The organism is Paenibacillus sp. FSL L8-0333, assembly GCF_037965665.1.
GTDB classification, from domain to species: Bacteria; Bacillota; Bacilli; order Paenibacillales; family Paenibacillaceae; genus Paenibacillus_AQ; species Paenibacillus_AQ odorifer.
On the sequence record NZ_CP150186.1, the window covers coordinates 5,696,625 to 5,711,296 of the forward strand.

Annotated in this window: 12 protein-coding genes, 1 pseudogene and 1 riboswitch; of the genes and pseudogenes, 3 read left to right on the plus strand and 10 right to left on the minus strand. The window is 48.3% G+C overall.

The window, feature by feature from the left end; translation table 11 throughout:
• Nucleotides 1-9: 9 nt before the first annotated feature.
• Nucleotides 10-108, minus strand: a riboswitch (purine riboswitch).
• 1,197 nt (nt 109-1,305) lie between these two features.
• Nucleotides 1,306-1,623 carry a transposase gene (locus tag NYE72_RS25410; protein ID WP_076316116.1) on the plus strand — a complete coding sequence of 106 codons (318 nt, stop codon included), beginning with the start codon at nt 1,306-1,308 and terminating at the stop codon, nt 1,621-1,623.
• A gap of 11 nt (nt 1,624-1,634) precedes the next feature.
• Complete coding sequence (locus NYE72_RS25415) at nt 1,635-2,498, plus strand: IS3 family transposase (protein WP_244886534.1); 864 nt, start codon at nt 1,635-1,637, stop codon at nt 2,496-2,498.
• 559 nt (nt 2,499-3,057) lie between these two features.
• Here the strand turns inward: NYE72_RS25415 and NYE72_RS25420 are convergent.
• From NYE72_RS25420 to NYE72_RS25440, 5 genes are all read right to left on the minus strand, one after another.
• Nucleotides 3,058-3,588, minus strand: a complete 531-nt coding sequence (locus tag NYE72_RS25420) for a GNAT family N-acetyltransferase (RefSeq protein ID WP_076142554.1) — start codon at nt 3,586-3,588, stop codon at nt 3,058-3,060.
• Between the two features lie 142 nt (nt 3,589-3,730).
• Complete coding sequence (locus NYE72_RS25425; RefSeq protein ID WP_339210708.1) at nt 3,731-4,171, minus strand: hypothetical protein; 441 nt, start codon at nt 4,169-4,171, stop codon at nt 3,731-3,733.
• Nucleotides 4,152-4,454: a hypothetical protein gene (locus tag NYE72_RS25430; RefSeq protein WP_051491084.1), complete on the minus strand. Its 303-nt coding sequence runs from the start codon at nt 4,452-4,454 to the stop codon at nt 4,152-4,154. Before NYE72_RS25430 ends, NYE72_RS25425 begins: the two co-directional genes overlap by 20 nt.
• Complete coding sequence (locus NYE72_RS25435; RefSeq protein ID WP_036679724.1) at nt 4,451-4,795, minus strand: hypothetical protein; 345 nt, start codon at nt 4,793-4,795, stop codon at nt 4,451-4,453. The genes NYE72_RS25430 and NYE72_RS25435 overlap by 4 nt, the downstream gene beginning before the upstream one ends.
• Nucleotides 4,796-4,819: 24 nt before the next feature.
• The gene (locus NYE72_RS25440; protein WP_036679726.1) at nt 4,820-5,107 is read right to left on the minus strand and encodes a hypothetical protein; all 288 of its coding nucleotides are present in this window, start codon (nt 5,105-5,107) and stop codon (nt 4,820-4,822) included.
• Between the two features lie 195 nt (nt 5,108-5,302).
• Between NYE72_RS25440 and NYE72_RS25445 the strand changes: the two genes are divergently transcribed.
• Complete coding sequence (locus tag NYE72_RS25445; RefSeq protein ID WP_339210710.1) at nt 5,303-5,818, plus strand: GNAT family N-acetyltransferase; 516 nt, start codon at nt 5,303-5,305, stop codon at nt 5,816-5,818.
• Nucleotides 5,819-5,883: 65 nt separating this feature from the next.
• Here NYE72_RS25445 and NYE72_RS25450 read toward each other — a convergent pair.
• The 5 genes and pseudogenes from NYE72_RS25450 to NYE72_RS25470 all read right to left on the minus strand — a co-directional run bounded on the left by NYE72_RS25450 (nt 5,884) and on the right by NYE72_RS25470 (nt 14,476).
• Nucleotides 5,884-6,614: pseudogene (locus NYE72_RS25450) on the minus strand (sugar phosphate nucleotidyltransferase).
• A 47-nt stretch (nt 6,615-6,661) separates the two neighbouring features.
• Nucleotides 6,662-7,399 carry a glycosyltransferase family 2 protein gene (locus tag NYE72_RS25455; protein WP_036679731.1) on the minus strand — a complete coding sequence of 246 codons (738 nt, stop codon included), beginning with the start codon at nt 7,397-7,399 and terminating at the stop codon, nt 6,662-6,664.
• A complete protein-coding gene (locus NYE72_RS25460) occupies nt 7,396-8,316 on the minus strand; it encodes a glycosyltransferase (RefSeq protein ID WP_094903705.1) in 921 nt (306 codons plus the stop codon). Before NYE72_RS25460 ends, NYE72_RS25455 begins: the two co-directional genes overlap by 4 nt.
• Nucleotides 8,313-9,155 carry a glycosyltransferase gene (locus tag NYE72_RS25465; protein WP_305953534.1) on the minus strand — a complete coding sequence of 281 codons (843 nt, stop codon included), beginning with the start codon at nt 9,153-9,155 and terminating at the stop codon, nt 8,313-8,315. The genes NYE72_RS25460 and NYE72_RS25465 overlap by 4 nt, the downstream gene beginning before the upstream one ends.
• A 632-nt stretch (nt 9,156-9,787) precedes the next feature.
• Nucleotides 9,788-14,476, minus strand: a complete 4,689-nt coding sequence (locus tag NYE72_RS25470; protein ID WP_038573161.1) for a WIAG-tail domain — start codon at nt 14,474-14,476, stop codon at nt 9,788-9,790.
• Nucleotides 14,477-14,672: the final 196 nt, after the last annotated feature.

The following is a 14,672-nucleotide window of genomic DNA, read 5'->3' on the forward strand; positions in this document are numbered from 1 at the left end:
CCACAAAAATATGCCTGAGCATATTTTCGTAGCCAGAAATTTACGGTTCCCGGTAGAGACCCTTAAACCAATTATTAAGGATATACGAAAAAAAGACTATTCATTTGTAATTTGAATAGTCCAATAATAATCTAAAGACAGGTTACATGTCAATATACATGACACACAATATTGATTATGTATTTTAAATAGTGATTTATAAAAGGAAATCAGTATTACATGTTATTTTAAATAACACATAATACTTTTTGATCACGATTATTCTGTTTGAAAAGATTTGTGATTACGCTACCTTGTGAATCGTGTCATATTTACTGTCATAAAAACATAGAAAATAAGCTATCCGAGAGCTATTTCATGGCTTAAGAGACAGCCGTTTCGTACGATTAGGTCGACCATTTCGAATGATTAGATCAGCCATTTCGGACAATCTCTGCTTACTCTAACGCCTTGTGGTAAACCGCTGTGCGCATATAGCGCGGTATGGCAGACTGGTCAGAGCCCGCTAGTGCACGCCTAGCTCTATTCATCTAACTGACCTATGCCTTCCCTACTGCTACTCAACTGCTACTTCTGCACTGCTACGGCTACTACACTACTCCTACTTCCGCACTTCTGCGTTCCCCTTGTGCCTATTCCACTGCTACGTCTGGAGCTTCTGCTTCTGCTTCTGCTTCTGCTTCTGCTTCTACTGATCTCGCTACGTCCACACCACAGGCGAGTCATAATCCTCCCAAGTACTTTCGGACCCAGATGACGCTATTTGCACATTTATCACCTTTTGATCAGGGTTTCGGACTCCAGTGACACTATTTCCTCGTTACAGGTCCAAATGCAGTGTGTTTTATACCAATAGCTGCTCTGGAGTCCGATAGCACCCCAATTGTGGGAAAATTCCACGTTTAAGTTCATCTGGGTCCGTTACTGTCGAGTCATACTCTGCCACTGTTACTTTCGGACCCAGATGACGCTATTTGCACATTTATCACCTTTTGATCAGGGTTTCGGACTCCAGTGACACCATTTCCTCGTTACAGGTCCAAATGCAGTGTGTTTTATACCAATAGCTGCTCTGGAGTCCGATAGCATCCCAAATGTGGGGAAATGCTACGTTTAAGGTCATCTGGGTCCGTTACTGTCGAGTCATACTCAGCCACTGATGCTTAAGGACCCAGATGACGCTATTTGCACATTTATCGCCTTTTGAGCAAGATTTCGGACTCCAGTGGCGCTATTTGAAGCTAGAATAAAAAGTGGACAGTAGTTAACAGACTGGCGATAATGAGTCCACGGAGGTGTGTTCACATGGGAGAACATCGACAACGGTACAACGAAGAATTTAAAAAACAGACAGTGCAGTTCATTCAAGAGCAAACAAAGACAGTGGGCGACTTGGCGGAAGAGCTCAACATCCCAAAAAGTACCCTGCATCAATGGATGAGCCAGTATCGAGAACTAAAAAATGAACCGGCAGCTAGCGTGGATCGAGTACGGGAACTCGAGGCACAGTTGAAAGAAATGAAACGTCAACTTCAAGAAAAAGATAACAAGATTGCCGATGTGGAAGAGGAATTAGCGATCGTAAAAAAAGCAGTGCACATCTTCAGCAAACCAAGGAACTGAGATTCCAGTTTATTGAAAAACATCGCTCCGAGTTTCTCTTGGAGAAGATGTGCATGACCCTACATGTGTCACGGAGCGGGTACTACAAGTGGCGGACAGAAAAAACCAGTACGCATATGCTTCGTAAGGCTGCGATAATGAAGCGAATTCAGTATCATTTTGCAGACCATCAAAAGCGGTATGGGAGTCCGAAGATCACCCGCCTGTTGCATCAAGAAGGTTATACCGTTACCGAACGCACGGTGAGTGTGTACATGCGACATATGAAGCTTCGCTCCATTGTCTCCAAAACGTATCGCGTACAGACCACCGACTCCAATCATGACCATCCGATTGCCCCGAATACGCTGAACCAGCAATTTAAAATACTCAAACCCAATTCAGTATGGGTTACCGACATTACGTACATTCCTTGCCGGGGAGGGCGCTTGTACCTGGCTAGTGTGATGGACCTTTGCACGCGTGAAATCGTGGGGTGGCGCTTGGAGGACCATATGGAAACTAGCTTAATTTCGGGCGCCTTACAAGATGCTTACGAAGCTAAACAACCGGAAAAGGGTCTATTACATCACTCCGATAGAGGTTCTCAATATACTTCTCATGAATATACGAAGCAGTTGAAAGCGTATGGCATGGAGTCCAGCATGAGCCGCAGAGGTAACTGTTATGATAACGCCTGTATCGAGTCGTGGCACAGCATTTTGAAAAAGGAGCTCATTTATTGTAATCCACGATTCAAAACTAAGGAGCAAGCCTACCAGACACTTTTTCAATATATTGAGTTTTATTATAACCGCAAGCGAATGCATGGCGCGCTGGGGTATCTTTCTCCAGTTCGTTTTGCTGAGCAATTGACTAGAATGTCTGTTGCGTGACTGTCCACTTTCTTGACAGAGGTCCAATTCCCTCGTTACAGGCCCATATGCAGTGTGTTTTATACCAATAGCTGCTCTGGAGTCCGATAGCATTCCAAATGTGGTGAAATGCCACGTTTAAGGTCTGCTGGGTCCGTTACTGTCGAGTCACACTCAGCCACTGATGCTTTCGGACCCAGATGACGCTATTTGCACATTTATCGCCTTTTGAGCAAGATTTCGGACTCCAGTGGCGCTATTCCCTCGTTACAGGCCCATATGCAGTGTGTTTTATACCAATAGCTGCTCTGGAGTCCGATAGCATTCCAAATGTGGGGAAATTCCGCATTTAAGGTCTGCTGGGTCCGTTACTGTCGAGTCACACTCAGCCACTGATGCTTTCGGACTCCAATGACGCTATTTGCACACTTATCGCCTTTTGAGCAGGGTTTCCGTAAGCGCAAATTGCTACCTAATCAAACAAAGTTTTTGTTTAGAAAACGGTGTTATTTCCACAAAAAGAGGATATCTCAGTAGCCATTAGATGGCTCATGAGATATCCTCTGGTTCTCTCGCTATGTTAAGCTTCCGAATTCCCGTGTTTTTCTAGAACCTTCTCGAACACCGGAAAATTAGCGGTACGCCCTGGAAAAGTTACCTCACCCCTGAGGTCATAACCCAGCTTGGGATATAGGGCGAGTGCCCCAGTGTTCTTAGCATATGTGTCCAGACGGATACTTGAATAACCATTCTGGCGAGCATGTTCTTCTGCATAAGTGCTAAGACGGCGTGCAATTCCCTTTCCTTGAACTTCAGGATGCACAGCCAATCTATGCATAATTAAATGAGGCCCTTGCGTTTCTGTCCAGTCAATCTTCCCATACTGCTCGGATTGGTGCTCGTCCAACACTAGAATGCCGGCCACCGCATTGTTCTCCTCACATACCCATAGATTGCCACGTTCAATATCAAGGGAGATGATCTCCCGGTTCGGATAATGCTCGTCCCACTGATCGCTGCCACCTGCTTGCATCACCTGTACGCATTTGGCAATCAGCTCCATAATTTCATCAATCTCATCTTTGCGTGCTCTGCGAATCTCAGTATCCATGAATCATCCCTGCCTTCATCTTAACCTCATATTATTTTCACTTTCATTATGAAGTTTATCACATCGGCAGCGCAGCAAACCAGTCCGCACGAAAACCCCAAGACCCGCTCACGGGCGGAGCGGATCTTGTCATCTGTGTCCCCTAGCTGAATTCCAGCTTATGCCCGTCCTCGAAGCCCTTGGCGAAACCGGCGTCGAACCCCACGTTGTATGCTTCGGTGTAGCCCTGTTGAAAGGCGTCTGCCGGGGGCGTTTCCGGCGAAACGCCCAGCTTCGGGGGGAGCGGAATTACCTGTGGAGCAGGCGGAGCCTCGCTCACGGGTACCACAAGCACCGGTGGCTGTGAAACCCTTACTTTACGAACAAGCTTACGACGAAGTCTTCTTTTCTTGCGTAGCAATAGGACTTTTTTCGACTTCCCATAACGAGCAGTTTTCCGGGCAAGAACTCTGCGGGTTTTACGGGCTAGCCCTTTACGAACTTTTGCTTTCCGCGAGAGCAGCAATGTGCGTCTACGGGTTCTGCCTGAACGTAGCGTTCTGCGGCTTTTCTTCTTCATGCTTCTACTCCTCCTGTGCTCCATGTTCTCTGGAGGTTCCTACGGCGTATGCCTTACTCAGCCATGGCGCAGCAGGAATTCCCCGTTTAGGACGATGTAGTGAAATCCCGGACATCATCCGGCACATCGCACTCTGATACCCACTTAAAATCCTGATATTGTCGCTCAATTTGCGGGCCGTCAACTCAGATTGCTCCGTCAATTCGGCGATGCTCTCCAAGATGGCCGCCAAAGCAGCCTGACTGCGCGAAATGGAGCGAATCATCTCCAGCTTGACGGCATGTTCAGAGAGACGGTCCCCGCTCATTTGCTGTCTTCTCCAAAACTAAAGCCATCACCTGACATGTCTCCAAAACCTTCCCCGCCACCATCGTCTTCGCCACTGCCCAGCACTGCTTTTAAATTGCTGTAGAGTCCGTTCTCCAGTTTGGTCAGCCCTTCGACCATCTCCACGATGACCTCGTGTATAGAGAGGGACTCCTTCAGTTGCTCACTGTGGGAATCAAAGGCTCTAGCGTGGATATGATGCTGTGCCCACTGCTTTACCTTTTCAGCTTCAACCGCCTTAGCTTCCAGAATCAACGCAACGTTCCACTGGATGGCGGCGGTGGACTCCAGCATTTGCAGATAAGCCTTTTCTCTGCTCATCTTCCGCCTCCCGCTCCTATAGCGTTACTCTTCTTCTTGACCGTTCAATTCCTTAATCACTCTGCCTACCCCATCAGCCATCGCTTCTTCCAGATCTGCAAGTGCATTCAAGTAAGCAATAATATTCTTGTTTACCTGAGTTGAGCTTTCGATCATCCCGCTGATCCCATCAAAATCAGGCTCCGCATCTGGCAGATCGTGGACAATTTGCGACATACGGACAGCCACATGGCGCTCAGCGTCTAGAATCCGCGCCATCTGTTCATGCGTATGGGCCATGTGCTGCAGGACTTTAGTTATTTTACTCTGCACCTTCATGTCTCCTTTGCTCAAACGCCCTGCTACAGCATATGCGGCAGGAGCCGTTACGGTGCCGGGGATCCTCGACAAGTTAAGGCTCTATAAGTGACTGGATGACATAAAGATTACGTTATTGCTAAGTACATTTAAAAGGATTAAAATGTGAAATGCGCAATCCTGAGTTTACCAATGATTGGTGGGGAATATATGAAGCTTGAAAGCCAGCGGATCGATCTAATACCTTTAACTGCCCCAGAACTCTCACTAGCAATAGATAACTATTCGGAGCTACAGCAACAATTAGGCTTAGCTGCCATCAGTGCGGCGCTTGATGATGAAATGCAATATGCTATGCAGATCAGGCTAAAAAAGGTGCAGCAGGACCCCGACCATTACCTATGGTTAACGAACTGGGCCATCGTCCATCGGGAAGATCAATGTATTATAGGATTCATTATCCTTAAAGGTTACCCGAATGAGAAAGGCGAGGTTATTATAGGATATGGGATTGATGAGAAATATAGAAGAAAAGGGTATGCAACAGAGGCACTACGCACAATTACTGCATGGATTTTCTCCCATCCCCAAGCTGTCTATGTAATCGCTGACACTGAAAAAGATAATACAGCCTCCCACAAAGTATTGGAGAGTCTAGGCTCTGAGAGATACAAAGAAACTGAGGATTTAATCTGGTGGAGGATTTCCAAACCCCGAGCCCTCTGAGTAACGCGTGATTTCAAAGCCCTTGCGGCTATCTATAGCAAGATTACAACAAAAAAAGCACTGCCTTATGGCAGTGCATCCTTTAACTTTTCCCCCGCCTCGTGCAAAGACTGGAACGTCCCCGCATCACTCCACCAATCCTTAAGCACATCATAACTAAGTCTGCGATCAGCGGCGTATATATTATTTACATCGGTAATCTCCAGCTCCCCCTTTTGGAAGGTGATACCCGCCGGATGATATCAAATACAGCTTCATCGTACATATAAATACCAGTTACACAATAATTGGTCTTCGGATGCTCCGGCTTTTCTTCGATATAAGCAATCCATGCCGCATCTTGACTGTCAAACACAGGTACACCGTATCTGCGCGCGTCCTCCACCGGCTTCAGCAACACCTTTGCAGTGCCCTCTGGCTGACGAAGATAACTCTCCACATAAGGCTTCAGATCATCCATAAAAAGATTATCCCCGAGCAATACAACAAATCGTTCCCCCGGGAAAATGAACCCTTCTGCTAAATCAAGAGCCTCGGCAATGCCTCCGGCAGCTTCCTGAATTTTATAGGTCAGAGATACACCAAATGCAGCACCGCTACCTAAAAAATCCGTGTACAGGCCAGCAGACTGCTTGCTTATGACCAGAAGAATGTCGGTAATTCCTGCCCGGCGAAGCCGGTCTATGCCGTAACAGACCATAGGATATTTGCCGACCGGAAGCAAATGTTTGTTCATAAGCCGGGTCAGCGGTTGAAGTCTAGATCCTGTTCCGCCCGCCAGTATGACTCCTTTCACTTACTTTCCTCCTCTTTATCTACGTCCTTTGCCTTCGGATCTGCACTTCATATGAAATTTATAGGGTCTACATTCCATTTATCTATAAAAATCTTGCGATTTCGTTCCACCAGTTCTTGCAGTCCGGTATTGTAAACTTGCTTGAAACTTGCACTTCCTTCATGGTGCACCAAGCAATCCCCGGCGATAAGCAACCGATATCCCTTTATCCTGGTACGGTAACAATAATCATCATCTTCGTAATGTCCAGGTGAGAATCTCTCATCCAGTAGACCTACGGAAGTAAGCAGCTCTCTTTTGAATAAAAAACATAATCCTACCAGCCGTCTCGTCTCCAACCATTTCTGGGGATTTGGAAGGTTCGCCCTCTCAGCAGCCTGATGAAAATCTATCAGACCTTCATAATCAGTCTTCACCTGTTGACGTCCACTAGCATAGTTTGTGACTGGCCCAACAATACCAACATCAGGAGCACTATATAGAGCTCTCTTCAGATTAGTTAACCATCCTTGAGATACCACTACATCGTTATTCAGCAGCAGTAATTCATCACCTGAAGCTAGCTGTAGCCCCATATTGCATGCAGCTGGAAAGCCGCGATTGTCAGGCAATGAAATAAACGTTATATGATTCGCACGGCAATAAGTGTCTGTTCCGTCCGTTGAAGCATTGTCCACTACGATAATCTCATAAGGCGGCGGAGTGTAGGCAAGAATAGATTCCACACAGGCCCTCAGCAAGGGCAGCGCATTGTAGGTTGGAATAATAATACTCGTCAGCGTCATATGCGATTCCTCCAAGCGGCTACCTGTCTGCGGTACTCGCGCTGAGTCTCACTACTTAGCAGACCGCCAGCTTTTCGCCGGGAAAGAACCTCATGTAGAGCCTCAGCATGATCTCCTATGATCAGTTTTTCCACAGCATTTCCAACCCCTGTATTTGCCTTGCGCAGCCGATTATGTTTAATAACATTTACCGTCCCAGCCTTCTCCACCCGTAACTTTTCTAATACAGAACGAGCTTGGGCTTTAGGTGGAACCATTAATTCACGGTAGCCTATGGTCTCAAGCGCATGCCGCGAAAGCGCATGAGGAACAGCTGTCATAGAGCTAACCCCGAGATCGTACCTATCCAGAGCATAATTCAGAAACAGTTTGCTGCGGGTGACATCATCACATAATCCAAAAGAAGGCATCAGTGAGTCTAAATCATTAAGAGCTACATCAATCCCACGATCTACAGCCGCCGTGAATGAAACGAGCTGAGAGGCCGGAATGACCATATCTCCATCCAGAAAAAGCAATATATCCCCGCGACTCAGCTTCGCACCGATAGCCCGACCCACATCATGTCCGACAGACTCTGGGCAGTGTACTACAATGGCTTGACGATGTTGTCTAGAAATAGGAAAAGAGTTATCACTGCAGCCATTAAGTACGACGATAATTTCTGCAGGTTCAAGCCGTGCAACCTGATGCAGCAGACGTGACAAGGTCTGCTCCTCATTACGCGCGGAGATAATGACTGACAAAGTCCCGCGTAACTTCGGTAACTTCAGAGTCTCCTTGCCTGCCTTCGATTGCCGAGACAGAAGCGGGCGAGTAGCAGCGTTGCCTTTTACAGAGCGATTGGCTGACCTGTGACGGATTGGGCGTTTCTTTGCCGTTCGAGCTGCTGTGCCTCGTAAAGTTGCAACCATCATCTCACCATCTCTCTGCGCCGGGCTCCGTCGCCAAAGCCCGCTCTGATCCCCCGATGTTCCAGCAACAGGGATACAGCCTCCATATGATCCGCTGTAATCAACTGCTGCAATGGATCTTTGCCGTCTTCCTTGCGCCTTACCGCATTCAATTTCCCTACAGGCACTTTGTGAGCGGCTACCACATGCAGTCCACTAAGAATTGCCTGGGCATGCGCCAGTGGAGGACGTGATAATGAATCGCTCCCTAAAATATCAAGTGCTCTGCGGCTGATTGCGTGCGGAACTGCCGTCATCGAACATCCCTTCAGATCTGGACGGCCAAGCAGAATATTCAGTGCATGTTTAGACAGCACCACCGGATGGGGGGACAGCTTCCGGACCGGACCGGAATAATCATTAAGCGCTATGTCCACTCCACCACTAACAGCAGTGACGTAAGGACGCAGCCCCGAAGCAGGTATCACCAAATCTCCATCTGTAAACAATAGGATTTCTCCCTTGGCTGCCTCAGCTCCCACACTACGGCCAGCGTCGTGTCCAAGCGGCAACTCATAGGAAATAACACGCGCACCTAGCGATTGTGCAATCCCTGCCGTTTGATCAGTGGATCCATTCACGACCACAATTACCTCGCAGCGCGGATGGACCCCTCTGGCTCCAGATATCACTCCCGCAATGGTCTGAGCTTCATTCATGGCTGGAATAATAACCGAAACATAGGGATTAGGATGGTTAACTATAGGGACTACAGCGACTTGCCGCACTGGGCGTGAAGTCCGCCGCTTCATCCGAGAGACCCGCCGTCCTGTGCGGCGGGCAGAAGTTCGTTTGGGCTTCATGCTCATCCACCTTCCTTACAGAGCCAATTCTTCAGGCTGAGGGTTACATCACAGTTTATGTACTACAACGCACAGGGTAACGGCAATTGTCTCCTGTCGTTCTGAAAACAGGACAAATGTACTCCCCACCACACTTCCGCTTAGATACATTGCGCATAGCCAGCTGCCGCGGACACAATCTGTGGCGGTAACGAACGCAGATTGTGTCCGCGGCAGGGCGATTAGGTTAGGACAGTATCGGACAAAACCGAATCTGCAGCGGATGTTTAGACATTAGCGCTATCGGACACAGTTGCTCCTATTCGCCGCATTATCACACTTTTAGATTATTAACGGACTCCGTAGCAGCTATTGGCATGAAAAGAACTCAATAATGCTCTATTTCTATACAATTGCTTCACTAGAGTCCTAAACCAGCCTTAAAAAACGACAAACCTGCAAATAACGCCATCTGGGTCCGTAAGTAGCAGCGGATGTTTAGACTACCAGGCTATCGGACAGAGCCGCAGCCACAGCGAATGTTTAGAACCCGGCGATGCTGACATGTACCGTTCCCCCCCAAAAAAACAGAGCAGCGATCTCCAATAAGGAGATTCGCTACTCTGCTATTTTTAAGAGGAACTGCTTAAGGTTCAATCAAATACGCGATCATCTGCTGCCGGCTTAGCTAAGGGAGCGCCTATAGCAATCCAAGAGATAACCCCATAGAAATGCGGAGTCTCGCGCAACCGTACTACTTGAATCACTGCTTCTCCATTGGCTCTGCTCTTTAAGGAAGCGTAGAAGTAAGGCTGATTGGTCATGGCAACAAGCACATAACCCGTATGCCCAAAGCTCTCATCAAACGATACGGTCACCTCTACACTCTCTGCATCCCCATTGAACATAAATGCTGTCATTCCAAACTGCTGTAGTGCTTCTCGCTTCCCAGCTGTTTGAATCGGACTGAAGGACAGATGATCTGTATTTACAGAGTTCGGTGCCAGATGAGTCCCGTTTACTGCACCTGGGGAAATATGATATTCCTGAACACTCTCTTCTTCCAGATGGCGGGCTTGAATCGCAAACGAAGAGATTTTGGATGCAACTACCGCTTCATCCTGAAGCTCTGTTGTCCCTACTGCACCTTCTGTCAGATGAGCGGACTCGATACTGCCTTCCTTCAGCTTAGCTCCGTTGATACTGCCATCCGGGAGCAGTGCTGAGCTGCGTGTTTCATCCGCAAGATGCTCTAATTTGATGATGCCAGGCTGCAAATGCCGATCTGCCACGATCTTGTCAGCAAGATGCTCTCCGTAAACACTCCATGGTTGTAAATGTGAAGAACTCACGGAGCCTTCGGCGAGTTTTTCTTCAGTAATACTGCCATCTGGCAACAAATCCGCACTGCGTACCTCTTCTGCCAAATGCTTCAGGGTGATGCTGTCCGATCGAATATGGCGGCCTTCCACCGCATCCCCGGCCAAATGACCTCCAGAGACGCTGCCTTGGGCCAAATGGAAAGACTGGATCGTTCCGACTTCAATCTTCTCGCCTGTAATACTGCCTTCCGGCAATAAATCAGCGCTGCGCACTTCTTCTGCCAAATGATTCAGAGTAATGCTTCCAGCACGGATATGGCGGCTATCTACCGCATTCCCCCCTAAGTGTCCCCCATAGACACTGCCAGGAGCCAAGTGGTAGGCAGTAATAGATCCACCCTCCAACTTTTTACCGGTAATGCTGCCATCCGGCAGTAACTCGGAGCTGCGTACCTCATCCGCTAGATGTGCTAGCTTGATCTCACCTTTTCCAATATGGAGACCTTCTACTGCAGACGGACTCAGATGAGTTCTATCCACACTGCCAGGCACTAGATGAATTGCTTCTACGGAGGCTTCCGCCAGCTTCTCCCCAGTAATGCTTCCGTCTGGCAGCAGTTCGGAGCTGCGTACCTCATCCGCCAGATGTGCTAGCTTGATCTCACCTTCTCCAATATGGCGTCCTTCTATTGCAGACGGACTCAGATGAGTTCCCTCCACGCTTTCAGGTACAAGGTGATTCGAATTTATGGATGCTTCCGCCAGTTTCTCCCCAGTAATGCTACCGTCTGGCAGCAAATTGGAGCTGCGTGTTTCTTCGGCCAAATGAGCCAGCGTGATCTCACCATATCGGATATGACGTCCTTCTATTGTGTCCGGACTCAAATGACTGCCATCTACGCTTCCAGGCACCAGATGATTAGAATTTACGGATTCTTCCGCCAACTTCTCCCGAGTGATGCTACCGTCTGGCAGCAAGTCAGCGCTACGTGTTTCTTCGGCCAGATGAGCTAACGTAATCTCACCTTTTCCAATATGGCGCCCTTCGACAGAACCTGAACTTAGATGAACGCCTTCCACACTGCCAGGTACTAGATGATTTGAATTTACGGAAGCATGTGCCAGCTTTACTCCAGAAATACTACCGTCTGGCAGCAATTTAGAGCTGCGTGTTTCTTTTGCCAAATGAGCCAGCGTGATCTCACCGTATCGGATATGACGGCCTTCTACTGTGTCTGGGCCTAAATGGCTGCCATCCACACTGCCAGGCACTAGGTGAATAGAACTTACGGATTCCTCCGCCAGCTTCTCTCTAGTAATACTACCGTCTGGCAGCAGATCAGCGCTTCGGGTTTCATCGGCGAGATGAGCCAGGGTAATCTCACCTTTTCCAATATGACGTCCTTCGACGGAACCTGAACTCAGATGTCCGCCTTCCACACTTCCAAACACTAAATGAATAGAATCCACGGATGCTCCCGCCAGCTTCTTCCCGGTAATACTGCCTTCAGGCAGCAAGTCGGAGGTATATGCATCTGCAGCCAGATGAGCAAGCGTGACCTCACCCGGTAGGATATGTCGACCTTCGACAGAACCCGAATTCAAATGGCTTCCGTTCACACTTCCAGGCAGGAGATGGTTGGAATCTACCGATCCTTCAGCCAGCTTCTCCCCAGTTATGCAGCCGTCTGGCAGCAACTCAGAGCTACGTACCTCTTCCGCCAGATGAGCCAGCGTGATTTCACCAGGTAGGATATGACGACCTTCAATCGTATCGGTACACAAATGGCTGCCGTCTACACTACCAGGTGAAAGATGCTGAGAATCCACGGCACCTTTTACCAGCTTAGAGCTATTAATACTGCCCTCTTGGATTTGAACCGCAGAAATAGAATTCGGAAGGATATGACCATTCCCTATAGACAACGGCCGGATATGCGCCCCACTGACACTGCCGGGATTCAAATGTCTACTTTGAACGGCACTTTCGCTTATGGTTTTCGAACTTACAGCATTTACCGACAAATGCTCAGCATGAACTGCTGACGCTGCCAGTTTACTGGATTCTATGCTGCCGTCTGCAAGCTTAGCCGAAGTGACTGCTAAATCACTGATTTTATCCGTTGAGACACTTTCCGGTGAAAGCTTCAACGAGGTCACTGCATGATCGGCCAGATGATGAGGCTGCACAGCTCCTGCTGCCAGGTGAATTTCTCTCACCGCAGCGGAAGCCAGCTTATCTCCTGAAACTGAGCCCGATTGAATCGCAGCGGAAGTCACACTATTTTCACCAAGATGTCTTCGTTCCACGGCTCCCGTGGCCAAATGATCCTTATTTACCACAGCATCCTGCAATACACGGCCGCTCACACTGGCATCCGCCAGATGCTTTTCCTCCACTGTACAAAAAGCGATATGTTCACCACTGACTACTTCACGCGCAATCGTGCTCCCAATCACTGCACCTGCTGCCAGCTTAGCTGCATTTACACTTCCATCTGCCAACTTGGCAGAAGTAACGCTCTGTGCACGAAGATGCTCCCCGCCCACAGATTCTGAAGCCAGCTGTTCTCCAGTCACAGCACCGGAAGATAAATGTTGAGTCTGAATAGCTTCTTCCTTAAGCTGCTCCGAGCCGACCGCTTCCGCCGCTATATGCGAATGATTCACTGCTTCGCGTTCCAGATGAATAGAAGTTATGGCTTGCATAGCAATTTGCGGTCCGCGAATGGCGGATTTTGCAATATGTCTTGTGGTCACTGCTTCGTCTGCCAGCTTATGTGGGAGAATGCTTTGGTCAGCAATTTTGGACGAGGTTACCGCTTGCTCCACTAACTGTGCAGTTCCTACTGCACCCTCAGCCAGCTTTAAAAAAGAGATGCTGCGGTCAGCCAAATGCCGACTCGATATTTCGCCATCACCGATATGATTACCATTCACACTTTCTGGGCTTAAATGGACGCTTCTCACGACATCTGCACCAAGTTGCTTAGAGCCTATAGCTCCATCAGCTAAATGCCCGCCTTCGATAATACCCGACTGCAGCTGTTCCTTACCGATCAATTTGCTGGCAAGCTGATCAGAACCGATCGCTCCCGGGGCCAGATGTCTGGCGGTTATCAAAGCGTCGCTAAGATGGCGGCCTTCAATAACAGCATCCGCTAGCTTTGAACTGCTGATTTCACCATCAGCAATTTTATCGCCAGATACCGCTGCATCGGCCAGCTTGGAACGGTCAACACTGCCGTTAGCTAGGTGGCGACTTGTGATGCTGCTGCTTCCTATTTTGTCACTAGTAACGGCTCCATCTTCCAGTAAATCCGCAGTAATAATCAAATCGCTTAAATGGCGGCTCTCAATGGCTTTATCTGCAATTTGACCGCCGCCTATAATCCGATCAGCCAGCTTCTCTGGACTAATACTGCCATTTTTCAGCTTCTCTCCACTAATCGAATGATCCAGCAGCTTACCGCCACTAACGCTTCCTTCTGCTAAATGCTCGCCCACAATCGATTCTGGTGCGATTTTTGCAGAAGTGACTGCCTTGTCCGCGATATTAATACTCTGTACAGCGTAATCTTGCAGCCAAGGTGTACCAATAATGCCGAACTTTAGCTTAGAACCGTCAATGGTACGTGGAGCGATTTTGGCTCCGGTCACCGCTGCATCCGAAAGATCATCTGTATAAACGGGCTGAAAACGTTCTTTCTCTGGAGGAGCGAACCATACGGTTTCAGGAAGATTATCCGCCTGTTTCTGAAGCTGCGCTTCCTCTATAAGCTCCGGCTCCAATTGTAGAACTGGAGCAGAAGTTGGCTCCTCTAGAACGACTTCAGCTATTGCTCCCCCACTTACCTGAACTTCCGCGATCTCTGCTTCACTGACTCCGTCACTGTTATTCCCCGAGCTTCTAGAGCTGCTTTTGGTATCCAGCATACTCAGTTCCTCTTTATTGGGATTATCTACAAAATAGAGTCGTTTCTGTGGACTGCGCGGCTGCTTTTTTTTGGAACCCCTCACAAGCAGTCTCCTCCTTCCATCTAATGTTTCTCCTAGGCATCATATGCAGCGGTATGGGCTTATGACACCCTTTTGCGAAGAGGCCTTCATAAGATTATGTATAAAAAAAGGCATCTGCCTTCGCGCATTCGTCCACCCTGACACGCGGGTACAAACATACTATGACAAGAGTAGAAAAAGCAGGGATCATGTAACC